The organism is Micromonospora sp. DT178 (genome assembly GCF_049841695.1).
Classification (GTDB): Bacteria; Actinomycetota; Actinomycetes; order Mycobacteriales; family Micromonosporaceae; genus Micromonospora.
In genome coordinates, this window is record NZ_JBNCKV010000018.1 from 137,529 (window position 1) to 156,462 (window position 18,934).

General features: G+C 74.0%; 14 protein-coding genes. 6 read left to right on the top strand and 8 right to left on the bottom strand.

Annotated elements, in window-relative coordinates:
• Positions 1-43: 43 nt before the first annotated feature.
• The 3 genes from ACLQ22_RS26835 to ACLQ22_RS26845 all read right to left on the bottom strand — a co-directional run bounded on the left by ACLQ22_RS26835 (position 44) and on the right by ACLQ22_RS26845 (position 1,397).
• The gene (locus ACLQ22_RS26835) at positions 44-571 is read right to left on the bottom strand and encodes a tRNA adenosine deaminase-associated protein (RefSeq protein WP_425694752.1); all 528 of its coding nucleotides are present in this window, start codon (positions 569-571) and stop codon (positions 44-46) included.
• Between the two features lie 122 nt (positions 572-693).
• Complete coding sequence (locus tag ACLQ22_RS26840) at positions 694-861, bottom strand: hypothetical protein (RefSeq protein ID WP_165947875.1); 168 nt, start codon at positions 859-861, stop codon at positions 694-696.
• A 143-nt stretch (positions 862-1,004) separates the two neighbouring features.
• A complete protein-coding gene (locus ACLQ22_RS26845; RefSeq protein ID WP_425694753.1) occupies positions 1,005-1,397 on the bottom strand; it encodes a hypothetical protein in 393 nt (130 codons plus the stop codon).
• 60 nt (positions 1,398-1,457) lie between these two features.
• On the opposite strand from ACLQ22_RS26845, the gene ACLQ22_RS26850 reads away from it, so the two are divergent.
• The 3 genes from ACLQ22_RS26850 (at position 1,458) to ACLQ22_RS26860 (ending at position 6,457) form a co-directional block, all read left to right on the top strand.
• Positions 1,458-2,219 carry a M23 family metallopeptidase gene (locus tag ACLQ22_RS26850; protein ID WP_425694754.1) on the top strand — a complete coding sequence of 254 codons (762 nt, stop codon included), beginning with the start codon at positions 1,458-1,460 and terminating at the stop codon, positions 2,217-2,219.
• A gap of 171 nt (positions 2,220-2,390) precedes the next feature.
• The gene (locus ACLQ22_RS26855; RefSeq protein WP_425694755.1) at positions 2,391-5,315 is read left to right on the top strand and encodes a glycosyl hydrolase; all 2,925 of its coding nucleotides are present in this window, start codon (positions 2,391-2,393) and stop codon (positions 5,313-5,315) included.
• Positions 5,316-5,380: 65 nt separating this feature from the next.
• A complete protein-coding gene (locus ACLQ22_RS26860; protein ID WP_425694756.1) occupies positions 5,381-6,457 on the top strand; it encodes a PHP domain-containing protein in 1,077 nt (358 codons plus the stop codon).
• A gap of 138 nt (positions 6,458-6,595) precedes the next feature.
• Here ACLQ22_RS26860 and ACLQ22_RS26865 read toward each other — a convergent pair whose 3' ends face one another.
• A complete protein-coding gene (locus ACLQ22_RS26865; protein ID WP_425694757.1) occupies positions 6,596-7,753 on the bottom strand; it encodes a DMT family transporter in 1,158 nt (385 codons plus the stop codon).
• A gap of 123 nt (positions 7,754-7,876) precedes the next feature.
• Between ACLQ22_RS26865 and ACLQ22_RS26870 the strand changes: the two genes are divergently transcribed.
• Positions 7,877-8,470: a Uma2 family endonuclease gene (locus tag ACLQ22_RS26870; protein WP_425694775.1), complete on the top strand. Its 594-nt coding sequence runs from the start codon at positions 7,877-7,879 to the stop codon at positions 8,468-8,470.
• 52 nt (positions 8,471-8,522) lie between these two features.
• Entirely contained in the window at positions 8,523-10,193 is a 1,671-nt protein-coding gene (locus tag ACLQ22_RS26875; RefSeq protein ID WP_425694758.1) for a DUF885 domain-containing protein, read from the top strand.
• 59 nt (positions 10,194-10,252) lie between these two features.
• On the opposite strand, the gene ACLQ22_RS26880 is transcribed toward ACLQ22_RS26875, so the two are convergent.
• From ACLQ22_RS26880 to ACLQ22_RS26890, 3 genes are all read right to left on the bottom strand, one after another.
• A complete protein-coding gene (locus tag ACLQ22_RS26880; protein WP_425694759.1) occupies positions 10,253-11,497 on the bottom strand; it encodes a DUF6114 domain-containing protein in 1,245 nt (414 codons plus the stop codon).
• 72 nt (positions 11,498-11,569) lie between these two features.
• Positions 11,570-11,845 carry a DUF6230 family protein gene (locus tag ACLQ22_RS26885; protein WP_425694760.1) on the bottom strand — a complete coding sequence of 92 codons (276 nt, stop codon included), beginning with the start codon at positions 11,843-11,845 and terminating at the stop codon, positions 11,570-11,572.
• A gap of 416 nt (positions 11,846-12,261) precedes the next feature.
• The gene (locus ACLQ22_RS26890) at positions 12,262-13,383 is read right to left on the bottom strand and encodes a DUF3068 domain-containing protein (RefSeq protein WP_425694761.1); all 1,122 of its coding nucleotides are present in this window, start codon (positions 13,381-13,383) and stop codon (positions 12,262-12,264) included.
• 110 nt (positions 13,384-13,493) lie between these two features.
• Between ACLQ22_RS26890 and ACLQ22_RS26895 the strand changes: the two genes are divergently transcribed.
• Positions 13,494-14,693, top strand: a complete 1,200-nt coding sequence (locus ACLQ22_RS26895; protein ID WP_425694762.1) for an acyltransferase family protein — start codon at positions 13,494-13,496, stop codon at positions 14,691-14,693.
• On the opposite strand, the gene ACLQ22_RS26900 is transcribed toward ACLQ22_RS26895, so the two are convergent.
• Positions 14,585-18,895 (bottom strand): alpha-(1->3)-arabinofuranosyltransferase domain-containing protein, encoded by a 4,311-nt coding sequence (locus ACLQ22_RS26900; RefSeq protein ID WP_425694763.1) that lies wholly within the window; start codon positions 18,893-18,895, stop codon positions 14,585-14,587. The two genes, ACLQ22_RS26895 and ACLQ22_RS26900, sit on opposite strands and share 109 nt — an antisense overlap.
• Positions 18,896-18,934 lie beyond the last annotated feature (39 nt).

An 18,934-nucleotide genomic window follows, 5' to 3' on the forward strand; every position in this document is an offset into this window, starting at 1 on the left:
CGGCTCGGCGCCGCCCGCCCCGGCCCGGCCCGGCCCGGACGGCTCAGACCTCACGCAGTTCCTCGACCTCGTCGGCGCAGCCGAGCACCTGGCACACCTCGGCGGTGACGTCGCCCGGCATCATGCCCTCCCGCGCGCAGAGGTTGAGCAGCTTCTGCGCGGAGATGCCCAGGTCGGCCAGGAGGTCGGCCTCGCCGACCGGGTCGGCCTCGGGGTCGACGGCGGGCTGCTCGGTGTCATCGTCGCCGCGGCCGGACGGGCGCGGTTCCTCGGTGTCGTCCAGCCCGGTCACCGAGGTCTTCAGGTCCCCGACCAGCAGGGCGCCCAGCCGGGACTCCTCGGCGTAGGCCGAGTCGGAGCCGAAGACCCGCAGGTCCTCCCCCTCGTCCAGGCGCATGACCACCAGGTACGTGTCGTCCGCCTCGACGAAGAGCAGCGACAGGTCGGCGTCGGAGTCGACGTCGCGCAGCCGGTCGGCGACGTCCTCGATGTCGGTGACACCCCGCAGGTTCACCTCGGCGGCCGTCCAACCGCTGTCGTCACGTACGACGGCCGCAGCGAAGTACGACACGGTTCCCCCAAAAGAGCCTCGGCAGGCCGACCCGTTACGCGTGCACGTTAGCCGGTCGGGTCGGCAGGCGACCGGTCAACGCCCCGAAGGGCCGGTCAATCCTGGGGAAAGTCTGCCTGTCGTCAGCCGGCGACCCGGCGGCGGGTGGCGATCAGCTCCCGCAGGCGCTCGCTGCGCACCCGCTGCGGCCGTACGCGCTGGCGTACCGCCCGGGCGCCCGCCAATTCGGCGAGGAGCTGCTGGCGACGGCGGCTGCGCTCGGGATCGAGCCGCGGAGTGGTCCAGGCCATACCGCCGAGGGTGCCGAGTTCGGGCGGCCACGTCAAGGCGGGATTCGCTGCGCAGCCGGCCCGCGACGCAGCGCAGCCACGGGCCCGCCGGAAAGGGTCCCGGGCGGCGGGTCGCGGCCCGGGCGGGAGGGGCCGGACCGGGCTCACCAGAGCGGCCAGTCCCCGTTCGACGCCCACCGCACCGTCACGATGGCGGCGGCGATGCTCCACCCGCCGGCGGTGACGATCGCGATCCCGGTGGCCACGCCCCGGTCGCCCGCGCGGACCAGCAGCAGCGCGGCCAGCCAGGCCAGCCCGCCGGCCAGCAGCGTCCACCAGGCGTACCCGGACACGCCGCGACCGAGCAGGCCGAACAGGAGCAGCCAGACGGCCGCCACGGCGGCGCCGGACGCGACGCCCGCGCCGGTGACCGGGTGCGGTTCGCGGTAGGTGGGCTGGGACGGCGGCCCGGACGGGAAGAGCCCCGAGGGGACCCGTGGCGCCGGCCGGAACCCGGCGTCCGGCTCGGGCGGGAAGGCGTACCGTCCGGTCGTCATCGACCCCTCCCCTTCTGCCGTGCGCCTCCACCACCGTACCGACTCTGTCAGGATGACCGGATGCCCTCGCCGACGATCGGACGCCGCGCGCGCCCGGCGTACCCGGTCCTGCTGGTCCTCGTGCCGGTGCTGGCCGCCGGCTGCGCGACGACGCGGCCCGGGACGACGCCCGGTGAACCCCGGCCGAGCCTGCCGGCGACGGCCGGGCAGCCCGCGCCGCCGGCCGCCAGCCCGACCCGCGCCGGCACCCCGACGGCCGCCGCCCCGACCGGCCCGTCGACCGCGCCGACCCGCGCCGGGCTGCCGCACGTCTTCCCGGTACGCGCGGCGAACGTCGCCTACCACCCGACCCACTCGGCCTACCCGGGGGCGGACATCTTCGCCGACTGCGGCGAGCCGGTCGTGGCGGTGACCGACGGCGTGCTGCTCGAGGTCAGCCGGGTCGACCGGTTCGACAAGCGCGGGCCGCGAGGGCCGCACAACGGCGGGCTGTCGGTGTCGCTGCTCGGCGACGACGGGGTGCGCTACTACGGCTCGCACCTGCGTCGCATCGCCGACGGCATCGACGCGGGGGTACGCGTGCGCGCCGGGCAGCGGCTCGGCGAGGTGGGCCGGACCGGGAACGCGAACAACGTCTGCCACCTGCACTTCGGCATCTCCCCGCCGTGCACCGGCCGGGACGGCTGGTGGATCCGCCGGGGCGTGGTATGGCCGGCGCCGTACCTGAACTCGTGGCGGCGCAAGGGCAACAAGGAACCGGCCGCCGAGGTGGCCGCCTGGCACCGCCGGCACGGCTGCCCGAAGGCGCCGCCGGCCGCCTGACGACCGCTCCCGTTTGTCGTCATCAGCGCTTCATCGGTCGGAAACATTGACGGAAGTCTCGGCGCTGGGCTAGCGTCCCGCTGCAAGAGAGCGCTCTCTGAGGCCACTTTCCACACAATTCGCCCGCAGAACGCGCCCGTCCCCGACCGGCGCTCCCCGACCGGAGGCACTGTGACACCTCCTGCGACACGCCGCACCTGGGCCGTGGCGGCCACCTCCGCCCTGGCCCTCGCCCTCGGCGGCCTCGCCGTCGTGACCACCACCCCCGCCCAGGCCGCCACCGTCGGCGCCGGCAGCTACACCACGGACCGCGTGGGCCCCCTGCCCACCGGCTGCGGAGACATGACCACCAACCCCCGGCAGTTCGCCACCGCCGACGCCCCTGCCGGGCCGATCCCCACCAACGACTGGTGGTCGTCGCTGCTGTGGAAGCGGACCAACTGCTCCTACAGCGAGCCGCTGCACGCGCACCCGGTCTCCTACCAGCCGGCCGGCGACGGCCTCGGCCTCTCGGCCACCTCCACGCCCACGATCAGCGGCACCGCGACCGGCGTCGGCGAGTTCAAGTACACGTACTCCGAGGACATCCGGGTCGGCATCGCCGGGCTCGGCGCCCCGGTCGTCAAGGTCGACGGCTGGACCGACTGGACGGTCACCCCGTACTGGACCGACGGCGCCCGGACCATGCGCGCCACCATCGGCCACGGCCTGCCGTTCGCGTACTTCCGCACCAGCGGCGGCGACGCCCTGATCAACGCCACCGGCGGCAGCGCCACGGTCTGGTCGAACAGCGGCGCCACGATCGGCTTCACCGTCCGGGGGCACGACTACGTCGCGTACGCGCCCACCGGCGCCACCTGGTCCGTCAACGGTGGACGGATCACCTCCAACCTCGCCGGGAAGGGCTACTTCTCGGTCGCCCTGCTGCCCACCACCCCGAGCACCGACGCCGCGTCCCGCGCCGAACTGGCCACCACCTACGGCCGGTACGCCCACGCGCACGTCACCGGCACCCGGGTCTCGTACGCCTACGACCAGACGACCAGCACCGTCAACACCACGTACGCCTTCACCACGACCGCCCGGGAGGGCACGGCGAACCAGACGGTCGTCAGCCTCTACCCGCACCAGTGGCGGTCGCTGACCGGCTCCACCCCGCTGGCGCTCACCTACCCGTCGGCGCGCGGCCGGATGAAGGTGCTCACCGGCGTCAACTCGTTCCGCACCTCGATGAAGTTCAACGGGGTACTGCCGGAGGTCCCGGCCGTCGCCACCGGCACCGGGGCGGACCTGACGACGCTGCGCAACCACCTGGCCGCGGTCAGGGGCAACCCGATGGACCAGCGCGGCGGCGACACCTACTGGACGGGCAAGGGCCTGGGCCGGGCCGCCCGGATCGCCGAGATCGCCGACCAGGTCGGCGACGCCGAGACCCGGACCTCCGCGCTGAACGCCATCCGGAGCACGCTCAACGACTGGCTCACCGCCACGCCCGGGGAGACCGAGGGCGTCTTCCACTACGACCGCAACTGGGGGACCCTGATCGGCTACCCGGCCTCCTACGGCTCCGACCAGGAACTCAACGACCACCACTTCCACTACGGCTACTACATCGCCGCCGCCGCCACCCTGGCCAAGTTCGACCCGACCTGGGCGCGCCAGGACCAGTACGGCGGCATGATCGACCTGCTGATCCGGGACGCGAACAACTACGACCGTACGGACAACCGCTTCCCGTACCTGCGCGACTTCGACATCTACGCCGGGCACGACTGGGCCGCCGGACACGGCTCGTTCAACGCCGGCAACAACCAGGAGTCCTCGTCCGAGGGGATGAACTTCGCCAACGCCCTCATCCAGTGGGGGCAGGCCACCGGCAACACCGCCGTACGCGACGCCGGCATCTTCATCCACACCACCCAGGCCGCGGCGATCCACGAGTACTGGTTCGACGTGACGAACGAGAACTACCCGGCGGCGTTCGGGCACTCCACGGTCGGCATGGTCTGGGGTGACGGCGGCGCGTACGCCACCTGGTTCAGCGCCGAGCCGGAGATGATCCAGGGCATCAACATGCTCCCGGTCACCGGCGGGCACCTCTACCTCGGTCACCACCCGGCGTCCAACCGCGCGAACTACCAGGAACTGGTGCGCAACAACGGCGGGGAACCGACCGTGTGGCAGGACATCCTCTGGCAGTTCCTGGCGCTCGGCGACCCGGACGCGGCGCTGGCGAAGCTCCGCGCGAACCCCGGGTACACGCCCGAGGAGGGCGAGAGCCGGGCACACACCTTCCACTGGATCCGCAACCTCGCCGCCCTCGGCACGGTGCACACCGGAATCACCGCCAACCACCCGCTGGCCTCGGTGTTCCAGCGCAACGGCGTCCGCACCTACGTGGCGAGCAACATCACCGCCGCGCCGCTGACGGTCACGTTCTCCGACGGCACCCGGCTCGCCGTGCCCGCCGGGAAGACGGCCACCAGCGGGGCGTACACCTGGAGCGGCGGCACCGCGACCGGTGGGGTCACCGGCACGCCGCCGCCCACGACCACCCCGCCGACGACCCCGCCGCCCACCACGGCCCCGCCGACGACCCCGCCGCCCACCACCCCGCCGCCGTCGGCGGACTTCCCCACCCGGTACCTGCTGCCCGGTGGCGGGCTGGCCGCGGCCGGCGGCACCGCGACCGCCACGGTGGCCGGCGCGGGCGGCGCGAACCGCGACGGCACGCCGACCAACCCGCAGGTCTTCACCGCGACGGGCCTGGATCTGGCGTACGCCGGCGGGCAGACCGCCTTCGACCTGTTCCTCGACGCCGGCAACGCGGTCGGCAACGGGGTGCAGGTGCGGGTCTCCTACGACCTGACGGGCAACGGCAGCTGGGAGCGGGTGGAGACGTACCGCTACTTCGCCACCGACCCGGTTCCCGGCTACGAGCGCTACACCCAGCAGAGCGGCCTGCACTCCGCCACCGGCGCCCTCGGCAACCTGTCGAACGGCACCGTACGGGTGGAGGTCTGGTCGGCGATCGGGAACAACCCGACCACCCTCGGCATCGGCGACCGGTCGCTGGTGAAGCTGCCGCACTCCTGATCCCGTGAGCCTCCGCGCCGTCGGTCGTCTGACGACCGGCGGCGCGGAGGCGTATTTTCCATGGCATGAGCGCCCGGGACCCCATCGCCGACCTACGCCGGATCGCCTTCCTCCTGGAACGGGCGAACGAGGCGACCTACCGGGTCCGGGCGTTCCGGTCGGCGGCCACGGCCCTCGCCGCGCTGCCGGGGAGGGAACTGGCCGAACGGGCCCGCGCCGGCAAGCTCACCGAGCTGTCCGGGGTCGGCGACGTCACCGCCCGCTGCGTGGCCGAGTCGCTCGCCGGCGAGGAGCCGGTCTACCTGCGCCGGCTGCTCGCCACGGAGGGCACGGACCTGGACGCGGCGGCCGCCGCGCTGCGTACGGCGCTGCGCGGTGACTGCCACACCCACTCCGACTGGTCCGACGGCGGCTCACCCATCGAGGAGATGGCGCTCGCGGCCGTCGAGCTGGGCCACGAGTACGTGGTGCTGACCGACCACTCGCCCCGGCTGAAGGTGGCCCGGGGGCTGACCGCCGACCGGCTGCGCCGGCAGCTCGACCACGTGGCGAAGGTCAACGACGCGCTGCCGGAGGGCTTCCGGATCCTGACCGGCATCGAGGTCGACATCCTCGCCGACGGGTCACTCGACCAGGACGAGGAGCTGCTGGCCCGCCTCGACGTGGTGGTCGGGTCGGTGCACAGCGGCCTGAACGACGAGCGGGCGAAGATGACCCGGCGGATGCTGACCGCGATCGCGAACCCGCACCTGGACATCCTCGGCCACTGCACCGGACGGATGGTGGCGTCCCGGCCCGCCGGGGTCAAGGGACCGGGCGACCGGGCGCACCGGCCGCGTACCCGGGCGGAGAGCGACTTCGACGCCGACGCCGTCTTCGCCGCCTGCGCCGAGCACGGGGTGGCCGTCGAGATCAACTCGCGGCCGGAGCGGCAGGACCCGCCGAAGCGGCTCATCCGCCGGGCGCTGGAGGCGGGCTGCCACTTCGCCGTCAACACCGACGCGCACGCCCCCGGGCAGCTCGACTGGCAGCGGTTCGGCTGCGAGCGCGCCGCCCTCTGCGGGGTGCCCGCCGACCGGGTGGTCAACACCTGGGACGCCGACCGGCTGGTCGACTGGGCCCGCGCTCACGCCACCGGCTGACCCCTGGCTGCCGTACTGCCCGGACGGCGCCCTGGCCGGCGGCCCGGGCGATGGCGTCACGGCCGCTGTCGAGCTGCCCCGTCCATGGGACCGCGTCGCAGCGGGCCCGACGGCCCTCGTGGTGACGGCCGGGACCGCTCAGCAGCGGGCAGCCGGCGCGGCGGGCACCGACAGGTCGGCCGCCCCGGAGGAAACGGGCTGCACGGCGGCGGCCGGCACGGTCGCGGCATCCGCCGGCACGGTCCCGGCATCCGCCACGGTCCCGGCATCGGCCGGCACCGTGGCGGCGACCGGCACGGCATCGGCCGGCACGGCTGCGTCGGGCACGGACGGCTCGGGGGCGCGGACCGTGGACGGCTCGGCGACACCGGCGGATGCGGGCCGGCGGCCGATCAGGCCCTGCGAGACGGCAACACCGAACAGCACGATGAGCGCGCCCGCCGGCTGGTGCCAGGTGAGCCGCTCGTCGAGGGCCAGGGCGCCGATCAGCACCGCGAACACCGGTATCAGGTAGGTCACGGTGGAGGCGGTGCTCGCCCCGGCGAGCCGGATGTTGCGCAGGTTGATGACGAAGGCGAGGCCGGTGCCGACCGCGCCTAGCGCGAGCACGCTGGCGAGCACCTCGGCCGAGAGGCCGGTCGGGGCCGGCGGCGCCCCCGCCACCAGCGGCGCGACGACCGCGAGCTGGGCGGTCGCGACCAGCAGCTGCGCCGCCGAGAGCGAGAGCCCGGAGTGCGCGCTGCCGGCGACGAACTTCTTCTGGTACGGGATGGCGACGCCGTAGCAGGCGGCCGCGCCCAGGCACATGAGCTGCCCGGTGAAGTGGGCACCGCCCACCCCCTGCCAGACCCCGAGCACCACCAGCACCCCGGCGAAGCCCAGCGCCATGCCGACCGCCCGGCGTGCGGTCAGCCGCTCGGTGCGGAACACCAGCACGGCCAGCGGCAGCACGATGAGCGGGGTGGTGGCGTTCCAGATGCCCGCGAGCATCGACTCGACGCGCTGCTCGCCGTAGCCGAACAGGGTGAACGGCACGGCGACGCCGAACGCGGCGACCACGGTCAGGTGCGCCCAGACCCGGGGCTCGGCGGGCAGCCGGTCGCGGAGCACGACGAGCACCAGCAGCAGGGTCGCCGCGCCGGCGGCGACCCGGTAGAGGGTGAGGTGGAGTGGATGCAGCTCCCCGATGCCGATCTTGATGAACAGGAAGCTGGAGCCCCAGATGGCGGCCAGCGCCAGGAACCCGGGCAGCCAGCTCCGCAGCGCCGCCCGGTCAGGAGTGGAATCCACTGTCACCCCTGACACTCTGCCGCAGCCGTACGACGAAGTCCCGCGACTTTCGGACGCCGTGTCGATCACCACAGAAACCGCCTACGCTGGTGACGCGTTGACCACCCCGAGGAGGTGCACGCCGTGGCGATGCCGATGCGTTTCGACCCGCTCGTCGACCTCGACGGCATGTGGACGACCGAGTTCGCCGACCGATACCTCCCGTTGCCGGGGCTACCCGATGCGCGCTACGAGTGCATCGACGGGAGGTTGGTCATGACGCCCGCCGAGGTCGGCACGAACAGCTACGGCGAGATAAAGCTCGCCCGTCTGCTGTCACCCGCCGCAGAGACCAACGGGTTCTACGTGTTCGGGCAGGTGAATCTGACCTTCTCGCCGCGGCGCTGGATCCAGCCCGACGTCACCGTCCTGCACGCGCTGCCGAAGACCGACGAGGAGGACCGGTGGATCCCGGCCCACCTCTGCACGATGGCAGTCGAGTTCGTCTCGCCCGGCAGCCGCCGGCAGGACTTCGTCGACAAGCCGATGCGGTGCGCGGAGGGGCGGGTGCCGTACTTCCTGCGGGTCGAACTCTCCCGCCGGCTGGGGCATGCCCAGGCGGAGCTCTTCACCCTCGGCAAGTTCGGCGGTTACGACACCGTCGCGAGGGCGGTCGGCGGTCGGCGGCTCTCGGCCGACCTGCCGTTCCCGATCGACTTCGACCCCGCCGAACTGCTGCCTTGAACACGCAGAACGCGTTCGACAACCCGGCGGTGCCCTCACGTAGGGTCGCAGCGTGGGACGAATCGATGACCTCGCGAACCGCTACGTGGCCGAATGGGCGCCGCTGAGCCCGATCGGCGCCACCTACGTCGGCATCGCCGGCTACGACGACCAGCTCGACGACCTGTCGCCCGACGGTTACACGGCCCGCGCGGAGCTGATCCGGCGGACGCTGGCCGAACTGGACGTGACCGAGCCGGAGTCGGAGGCGGAGCGGACCGCCAAGGAGGCCATGCAGGAGCGGCTCGGCCTCGACCTCGCCCGCTACGACGCCGGCGAGGCGAGCAGCGAGGTCAACGTGATCTCCAGCGGTCTGCACGAGGTCCGCATGGTCTTCGACCTGATGCCGACCGAGGGCGACGACGCCAAGGCCGACGTGGCGGCCCGGCTCAACCGCTTCGCGAGCACCCTGGAGGGTTACAAGGCGACGCTGCGCGAGGCGGCCGCCGCCGGCCACGTCAGCGCCCGGGTCCAGCTCGTGGAGGTCGCCAAGCAGTGCGACATCTGGGTCGACCCGGACGGCGACAACTTCTTCCACGGGCTGGTCGAGCGGCTGGGCGCCGACGGCACCCTCGGCGCCGAGCTGCGTCGGGGCGCGGCGGCGGCCACCGCGGCGACGGCCGAGTTCGGCCAGTTCCTCCGCACCGAGCTGGCCCCGCTCGGCCGGGAGAAGCAGGCCGCGGGTCGCGAGCGCTACGAGCTGGCGTCGCAGTACTTCCTCGGCGCCAGGGTCGACCTCGACGAGACGTACGCCTGGGGGTTCGAGGAACTGGCCCGGCTGGAGGCCGAGATGCGGGCGGTGGCCGGCCGGATCGTCGGCCCCGGCGCCACCATCGACGAGGCGGTCGAGGCGCTCGACGCCGACCCCGCCCGGACGATCCGGGGCAAGGAGGCGTTCCGGGACTGGATGCAGGCGCTCGCCGACAAGGCCATCGGCGACCTGCACGGCACCCACTTCGACATCCCGGAGCAGGTACGCCGCATCGAGTGCTGCCTCGCCCCGACCAGCGACGGCGCGATCTACTACACCGGCCCGAGCGAGGACTTCTCCCGCCCCGGGCGGATGTGGTGGGCGGTGCCGCAGGGCGTCACCGACTTCTCCACCTGGCGCGAGGTGACCACCGTCTTCCACGAGGGCGTGCCGGGTCACCACCTCCAGGTCGCCCAGACCGCCGTCCGGGCCGAGCTGCTCAACCGCTGGCAGCGGCTGCTCTGCTGGGTCTCCGGGCACGGCGAGGGCTGGGCGCTCTACGCGGAGCGGCTGATGGACGAGCTGGGCTACCTGGAGGATCCGGGCGACAAGCTCGGCATGCTCGACGGGCAGGCGTTCCGGGCCGCCCGGGTGATCGTCGACATCGGCATGCACCTGGAGCTGGAGATCCCGAAGGACAACCCGTTCGGCTTCCACCCCGGCGAGCGCTGGACGCCGGAACTGGGCTGGGAGTTCATGCGGGCGCACTGCCGGGTGCCGGACGAGAACCTGCGTTTCGAGCTGAACCGCTACCTCGGCTGGCCGGGGCAGGCCCCCTCCTACAAGGTGGGCGAGCGGATCTGGCTCCAGGCCCGTGACGAGGCGAAGGCCCGCAAGGGCGCCGACTTCGACCTCAAGGAGTTCCACCGCCAGGCGCTCGACCTCGGCTCGCTGGGGCTCGACCCGTTGCGCAAGGCGCTCGCCCGCCTCTGAGCCCGGCGGTGCGGGGCCGGAGGGACACCGGCCCCGCACCGGGTGGTGGTGGAGTGAGGTCAGGAGAGGGTCAGCTCCAACGCCGGCCGGGCGGTCAGCGTGTCGCTGGTGACGAACGCCAGCTCCATGGCCGGCTCGGTGAAGGTGATCGGAACAGGTGACGTGATCGGCAGGCCGTCGGGGAACGGCAGGTCCGGAGTCAGCGTGATCTTGACGCCGAGCAGCCGCCCGACGAACCGGGTGGCGTAGAAGGCGACGTTCCCCTGCACCGTCAGCCGGTCCGTGGCGAACCGCATCGTCCGGCCGGCCGGCGCGGGCGCACGGAGCAGGAAATCTTCGGTGACCGCGCTGTCCATGGTGAACTTCAGCGCCTTCAGGCTGCCGTCGGCGGTGGGCAGGTCGACGATGCCCTCGAACCGCAGCCCGACCATGGTCACCTCCGAACCGGTGAGCTTCGACGGGACCGCCGCCACCATCGGCTGCCCCGGGTCGGCGGCGATCGAGGGCAGTGGCCTGCCCGGCACCACCTGCCCGGGTCGGCTCGGCTTCGGGCTGGCCGGGGCACACACCCGGCCGGGAGCCGCCGGCCGACCCGTGGCCGTGGGGCGGACGCTCGGGGTGACCGGGGGGCGAACGCCCGGGATGGCCGTGGGGTGCACGCTCGGGATGGCCGTGGGGCGAACGCTCGGCGTGGTCGACGGCGTCGCCCCGGGGGCCGCCTCGTCGGCGTCCCGGCCGCCATCGATGAGGTCGCCGATGCCGTCGAGGATGTCGCGGACGACTTCGCGGCCGCCGCCCGCCGCCGGGGACGGGCTGGGGGCGATCGGGTCCGGCGTTTCGGCCGGCGTTTGGGCGGGGGCGGGCGTCGCGCCCGGCGTGCCGGTCGGGGCCAGCGTCGCGCCCGGCGTGCCGGTCGGGGCCGGCGTCGTGCCCGGCGTGCCGCTCGGCGTGGGTCGCGTTCCGCCCTGGTCGGGAGCCGTGGTCGGGCAGGGGGCGGTCGGCGGCGCCACGGCCTGCACCGGCGTGGAACCGGGCGCGGCGAGGGCGACGGCGGCGGCGAGGCCGAGCAGCACCGGCAGCACCGCGTACGGTCGAAGATCGCGCGGCCCGGCGTCGCACCGGATCGACCCAACCGCCGGCACGGCCCTGGCAGGTTTGGTGCCGGCCGGCACGGCAGGCACCGGCTGGGCCAGCGCGGTCAGCAGGCCGCCCCAGAACGGTCGCGCCCGCCGCCAGCGGCGGAACCCGTGCCACGCCTCGCGGAACCGGTCGCGCCACGCGGGCTGCGGATCGACGGTCGTCACGTACGCCTCCTGCCGGGAGCAGAGGGAGGGGTCGGGCCCGCGGAGCGAGACCCTGTGGGCCTGCGGATCAGGTCAGGAGCATTCCCTGGCGTCCGCGCCGACGTCGACCTTCATCGTCAGTCCGGTCAGGTTGAAGATGCCGGCGTGGGTGGATCGGACGACCTGCCGCACGTCCTTGATGACCACCGTGTCGGCCTGCTGCCCGAAGCCTTCGCGTCGCCCCTCGCGCCCGCCGGGTCGCCCGTGAGGGTCGAACACGATCGCGCCGGCGACGGCCGTCGCGGGCACCGGCATCGCGGCGAAGCGCCGCGACCGGGTGCGGCCCTGGTCGTCGAACCGATCCTGCACGGCTTCCTCCTCAGGGAACGTCGCGCGGGTCGCCGGTCGAGCGGCGACGGCCCCGCACCCGAGTCGCCACAGTTACCGGCGAGTAACGAAGCTGCGATGATGATGCCGTGCGGAGGCGCAGGTCACAAGGCCCGGATCGCCGTCCGTCACAACCAAGGCCACGCTGGGTAGCGAGTAGCAGCGAGGAGGTCCTGGAATGCATCGGCATTGATCAATGATTGTCACGCAAACCGGGCATATCGTCGTTCCGCCACGACCGTCCGTGACGAGCAGCGACGCAGGTCACGGTTCAGTAACGACAAGGGTCCTGTCTGCGCAAAAGAGGCCGCCACCGTCCCCCCGCGTACGGGGAGACGGTGGCGGCCTGCCTTCTGCCGGTGATCGGCGCCCGTACGTGGACGCCGCCCGACGGTCCGCTACCGGTGCCCGGCCTCGCCGTCGCGCACGGGTCCCCCGGAGGTGACCTGCTCGGACGACGCCCGCGGCGCGGGCGCCGTGGTGGCGTCGGCGTCGCCGTCGGCGCGGTGCCGCGCGGCGGCGGTGGCCCGGCGGCCGGCCAGCACTAGCCAGAGCCCGACGATCAGCGCCAGCGCGCCGATGACCGTCAGCACGAGCGGAATGGTCCGCCCGATCAGCAGCAGCTTGTCCCGGTTCTTACCGGCCGACTCGACGCTGTTCGCGATGGTCTGGTCGGTGTAGACGAAGTCGGCGTCCAGCAGCGCGGTGGGCGCGCCCTGGTCCGGCACCAGCGTCTTCTTCTGCTGCTCCCGCACCTTGACGAAGTTGCCGCTGACCGGCTCGACCCAGATGGTGCGGGTGTTGCTGTACATCACCTTGCCGCTGGTCGCGCCCGGAGCGAACGCCCCGAGCAGGCCACCGACCCGCTCGGCCGGCATGCCCAGGTCGGTCTCCTCGATGACCTGCTGGAACCGGTACGCCTCCGTGCCGTTGATCTTCTCGGTGCCGTCGAACCGGATCGGCAGCGCCTTGCGCACGTCCCGGTCGAAGTACTCGTAGTCCTTGCGCTCCGTGTGGAACGGGAACTTGTAGGTCTGCCCGCCGAAGGCAACCTCGCTCGGCCCCTCCGGGCCGTCGGCCTGGAGGAACTGCTTGTCCCAGCCGACCGCCGCGGCGGTGCGCCGGTCCAGGGCCAGCTCCGCGGAGTACTGGCTGATCACCTCGCCGGTCTGGACCCACTTCACCGTGCCGTACGCGCCCCAGACGACCGCCTTGCCCTCCAGGTCACCGGTCATCTCCGCCTCGGTGTTGCCCGCCTGCGGCGCCACCTCGGTGGTGGCCTCCAGCGAGCCGGTCTGCACCGTCGGCGGGGCATCCTTCTTGAGCTGCAGGAACTTGGCGTTCTCCGCCACCGCGACGCTCGACTTCAGGCAGCCCTCCGGCTTGCCCTCCGCGTTGCACAACTTGAGGTCGTACGGCAGTTTCGTCACCGTCGGCGCCACGAAGAACGCCGCTCCCGCGGCGAGCACAAGACACAAGACGCCTATCCCGAACAGCACGGCGCCCAGACGAGCCTTCACTGATCCTCCCAACAAAGACAGTCAGCCGGTGTCCGGCGAGCGGTCCTGTCCCTAAACTTGGCCGCAGGTTACTCCCGGGTTACATATTCACGCGACCCTCTGGACGGTTGATGTCTGCCCCAACTCCGGATCACGACCTCCGCCGACTGCCCGCGTTGGACGCCGTACGGGTGATCGGCGCGCTGGCCGTCGTCGGGCACCACGTTGGGTTCGCCACCGGTGCGAACACCGGCGACTCGGGGCTGGGCAGCTGGTTGTCCCGCCTCGACGTGGGCGTCGCCGTCTTCTTCGTGCTCTCCGGCTTCCTGCTCTTCCGTCCGTACGCCCACGCGTCGGCCACCGGGCAGCGGTCCCCCTCCGCCCGGCGCTACCTGTGGCGCCGCGCGACCCGCATCCTGCCCGCCTACTGGCTGACCGTGGTGGTCTGCCTGCTGGTGCTGCCGCAGAACCAGCCGACGGCCGCCGGCGACTGGTGGCGGCACCTGGCGCTGGCCCAGATCTACGAACCCCGGCAGTTGCGCCACGGCCTGAGCCAGACCTGGAGCCTGGCCACCGAGGCGGCCTTCTACCTGCTGCTGCCGCTGCTCGCCGCGCTGCTGCTCCGGCGGCGCTGGCGTCCCGGCCGGTCCACCGTCCTCATCGTCGCGGCGGGGCTGGCGATCACCGCCGGCTGGGTGGCCCTGATGGGATTCGGCCTGCTCGACCTGGGCCTGCACACCATGTGGCTGCCCTCGTACGCCGCCTGGTTCGGCGCCGGCATGGCGCTGGCGACCGTCCACGTGTCGCTGCGCACCGGCACCGGTCACCGCTGGAGGTGGCTGGACGACCTCGGCGCCGCGCCGCTGGCCTGCTGGTCGGTCGCGCTGGCCGCCCTGGCCGTGGCCACCACGCCGATCGTGGGTCCCCGCGACCTGGCCGAGCCCACCGCCGCCCAGTTCGGGCTGAAGATGGCGCTGTACGCCCTGGTGGCGGTGATGATGGTGCTGCCGGTGGCGTTCGGGCCGGCCACCCGCACCAAGGCCGTCCTCGGCGGCGCCGTCGGCCGGTGGCTCGGCCGGGTGTCCTACGGGCTGTTCCTCTGGCACCCGTTCGTGCTGGAGGGGGTCTACATCGTGGGCGACCGGCCGAACTTCACCGGCGACACGGGCGAGATCTTCCTGCTCACCGTCGCCGGGGGGCTGGTCCTTGCCGCCATCAGCTACTACGCCGTCGAGCGCCCCTTCCAACGCTGGAACGCCCCCCGGCCGCGCCGCGGCGCAAGCACGAGGGAGAACCAGAGCACGGTCACGGCGGCGACCGCCGCCAACTGAGGCGCCGCGTCGGTGTGCCCGCCCCGGGTCACCGCGTACCAGCCGGCCAGGCCGAAGCAGGCCACCGGCAGCCAGCGTCCGGCCACCCGGTGGACCCGGCGCAGCCCGCGCCGGTCCGGCGGGTGCAGTTGCGGCGCCAGCGCGTGGCCGGCCACCACGCCGGCCGCCGCCAGCAGCGCCACCGCGACCGCGGCCAGGCCGCCGACCAGCAGCAGCGCCGCCCCGCCGAACACGAGGGCGAGCAGCCGGTGCCGGCGTCGACGCGGCGGCCCCGCCACCGGCGCCGGCACGCCCCGGCTCGGGAGCAGGGCGGCCACCGCGACCCCGCCCAGCGCGATCGCGCCGGCGCCCAGCGCCAGGACGTACCCGTCGTCGGGGGCGAACCGCAGCAGCACCTCGCCGGAGAACCCGGCTGGCACCAGCCAGCCCTGCTGCCAGCCGTCCACCACGAACGGGGTGAGTCGCTCGCCGCCCGCGGTGGCCTCCCACCCGGCGTTCGCGTTCTCCCGCAGGGCCAGCACCCGCTGACCGGGGTACCCGTCCAGGTGCAGCGACCGGCGGGTGGCCGACCAGCCGTCCACCCGGACCGGGGTCTGCACGGCGTCCGCCACCTGCGCCGAGCCGGCGACGCCCGCCGAGCCGGCCGCACTGCCGTCGGAGGGCCCCGGGACCGCGGCGTGCGGGGTCAGGACGAGCCGGGTGGGCGTCGCCAGCCGGCTCGCCGCCGCCACCACCCGCACCTCTCCGCCGGCCAGCGGCAGCGGATCCCTCGCGCCGGCACCGCACAGGAGCGCGTTCACCTCGCGCAGCTCCGCCAGCTCCCGCCGGCTGGCCACCAGCGCCGTACGGCGCCGCACGGCGCCGACCTCGACGGTGGGCCCGGAGCCGCAGGGGAGCGTGACGCGCGCCTCCGGGTCGTTGCGGAGCACCGGTCCGTCCGGCAGCACGGTCAGCTCGCCGACGCCGACCGGCAGGCCCTGTGACAGCCGCCGGTACGGGTCGAAGGTGTTGGCCGGCACCACGTCGGAGATCAGCACGGTGATCTCGTCCGTCTTCAGCGGCCGGTCGAAGACCAGGCTGCCGCCCTCGTCGAAGACGCCGCCGCGCATGCCGCCGTCCCCGATCACGGTCGCCTGCCACGGGCGGGCCGCCGCCGCGGTGGGCGGCAGGGTCACCTTCAGCCCGGCGATCTGTTGGGGCTTCGGCCAGGTGAGGCGCAGCCACGGCTGCCGGTCGGAGCCGGCGGCGTACCAGGTCGTCGCCGGGTCGCCGTCGACCACCGCGCCCGGCCGGGCGGCGGGGTGCGCGACGCCGACGCTGGAGGCGACGACCACCGGGCTGACCCCGCGTGCGACGGCCGCCGCGCCGCCGCCGTCCAGCAGCGCGTTCAGCGCCCCACCCGCTCGCGGGCGCACCCGCAGCGCGACGTCGTAGCCGGCGGCGACCGGCAGGCTCAGCGTCCGGTCGATCCGGTCGCCGTCCTCGGACTCCCGGACGAGCCCGCCGTCGCAGATCGGCCGGCCCTCGTCGAAGACGCAGGGCGAGGCGCCGGCGGCGGCCGTGAGCACCACGGAGGCCGGGGCGGCGGTCGCCGGGGGCGCCGGCACGGCCAGGGTGCGCTCGGCCCGCACGCCCGGGATGGTGACCTCGGCGATGCCGACGCCGCCGAAGCCGGCCCGGATGTCGAAGACCTCGTCGATGGAGATCCGCACCCGCCGGGTCGGGTAGCCGGCGGGCACGGTGACCTGCACGCTCTGGCCCGGGTTCTCCACCACCGCCTGCTGGTTGCCGGCACTGACGGTGATCCTCGTGGGCAGGGAGTCGGCGCCGGTGTCGAAGACGATGCCCACCTCGCGGACCACCTGCGGCTCGGTCAGCTCCACCTCCAGCCACTGCTGGGTGGTGACCGTCCCGGGCGCCGAGCGCCAGGTGGTGGCGAGGCTGCCGTCGAGCGCCGCGTACGGCTGGTGCGCCGGCCGGCCACCGACCAGCGGCTGGGCGTCGGACCAGGAACTCGACGCGGTGACCGACCCGATGCCCAGGTAGCGCACGGTGGTGGCCTGGTCCTCGCCCCACGGCGGCAGGTAGTCCCGGGCGGGCGCGCCGAGCCTCGCCTCGTCGGCGGAGGCCATGGTCGCGGAGGCGTTGTCGTGCGGCTGCCCGAACGCGACCTCGCGCCGGCGCATCCCGTCGGTGAGCACCACCGGGCCGTCGGCCAGTCCCGCCGGCCGGTCCCCGGCGAGCACCGTCGGGGCGTCGGAGAGCCGGCCGGCCGCCGCGATCTGGAGCAGCGACTCCGGCCCACCCACCACGGTGGTGAGGCCCTTCGCGTCGTACGCGACGACGGGGCTCACCGGCCGCGCGACCTCGTACACCTCCAGGGCCCGGACCTTCACGTCGAGCCCGTGGTCGACGAAGTTGCCGGGCAGTTGGCCGCCGCCGACCTCCGGCCCGAAGGCCCGCACCGGACGGATACCGGGCGAGCGTTGCAGCGCCTGCCGGACCACCACCGGTTGGGTGGCGCCCGAGCGCCCGTAGTCGAGGTCGGAGCGGAGCAGCAGGTAGCGCACGCCGGAGCGGGCGAGCAGGTCGGCCAGCCCGGCGGAGCCCTCGCCGTTGGCCAGCGCCGACTCGACGGCGTCGAGCAGCCGGATCGTGCCCGGCGGGGTGAGCGGCACCGAGCTGCGTACCGCCCAGGGGCTTTCCAGCAGCGGCTGGGTGACCTCGTCGCTCGGGCTGCCCCACAGGTAGCGGGGGAAGCGGGCGGCGGGCACCACCAGCACCCGGTCGTCGCCGAGGTTGCGGTCCAGCCAGGAGGTCGCCTGGTGCCAGTAGCCGGGCACCTCCCGGAAGCTGCCCTGAGCGGGCAGTCCGGCGGCCAGTGCCGGCGCGGCCACCCCGGCGACCGCGACGAGGGCGGTGCCGGTGACCAGCACGGCGCGCAGCCGCACCGGCTGGAGCAGGCGGGGCAGGCCCGGGTTCACGTCGGGCCGGTCGCCCGCGCGGGCCGCCCGGGCCACAAGCCCGAGCAGGTGGGCGAGCCCGAGGATGAGCGGCAGCCGCAGCACCACGTCGAACTTGTGCACGTTGCGCAGCGGCGCGCCGGCCGCGTCGAGGAAGTCCCGCTGCGTCTGGGCGCCGAACCCGTCGACCGCGCCGACGTGGCCGAGCCCGACCAGGGCCAGCCCGACCAGCAGGCCGGTGACCAGGAAACGCCGGTGCGGCATCCCGCGCCGCGCCAGGCCGGCGAGGCCCAGGCCGGCGACCACCAGGGTGGCGACCACCAGCGGCTGCTCGGTGGCCAGCCGCCACCCGGCCGACCAGGACGGCCCGTAGGCGCCGTTGAGGTACGCGTGCCAGTGCGAGGCGCCGCGCAGCACGGTGGTCATGTCGGTGGGGGCCGTGGTGACCGGCGCCGTCTCGATGTAGTCGAGGAACGGCGGGCTGTACCGGCCCAGCAGCAGCAGGGGCACCAGCCACCAGGCGGTGGCGGCGCCCACCGCCAGCCCCCAGGCGACCAGCGCCCGGATCCGCAGCCGGAACGGGTGCAGGCCGACCAGCCAGAGACCGGCCAGCGGCACGACGGCCAGCACCGCCGTCGCGTTGACGCCGCCGGCGCACGCCACCACCAGCGCGGACAGGGTGACCGCGCGGCGTACGGAGCCACCCCGGGCCAGCCCCACGAGGGGCACCAGCACCCAGGGCGCGAGGGCGCTCGGCCACGCCTCCACCGAGATCGGGCCCAGCTCGGTGACCAGCCGGGGGGAGAGCGCGAAGGCCACCCCGGCGACCAGGCGGGCGGCCGGCGTGCCGATGTGCAGCCGCTCGGCCAGCCGGACCACGCCGGTGCAGGCCACCGTCATGAGCAGCGCCCACCAGAGCCGCTGCACCACCCAGGCCGGGATGCCGAGTTCATCGCCGAGCAGGAAGAACGGGCCCATCGGCCAGAGGTAGCCGTACGCCTGATTCTGAAGCTGGCCGAAGGTGCCGTCGGGGTCCCACACGTGCAGGGCGCGGCTCAGCCATCCGGCCGGATCGACCGCCAGGTCCACCTTCGTGTCGATGACGATCATGCCCGGATCCTGGAGGAACGCCAGGGCCGACAAACCGAGACAGACCGCGACCAAGCGCAGACGCCACACCCTTCTCGATGTGACGTCCGGTCGGTCGGTCAGCTCCGGGCGGGCCGGCGCCTGCTGCATTTCGCCTCCGATCGGGGCATTGCGGGGGGCGTGACGAAG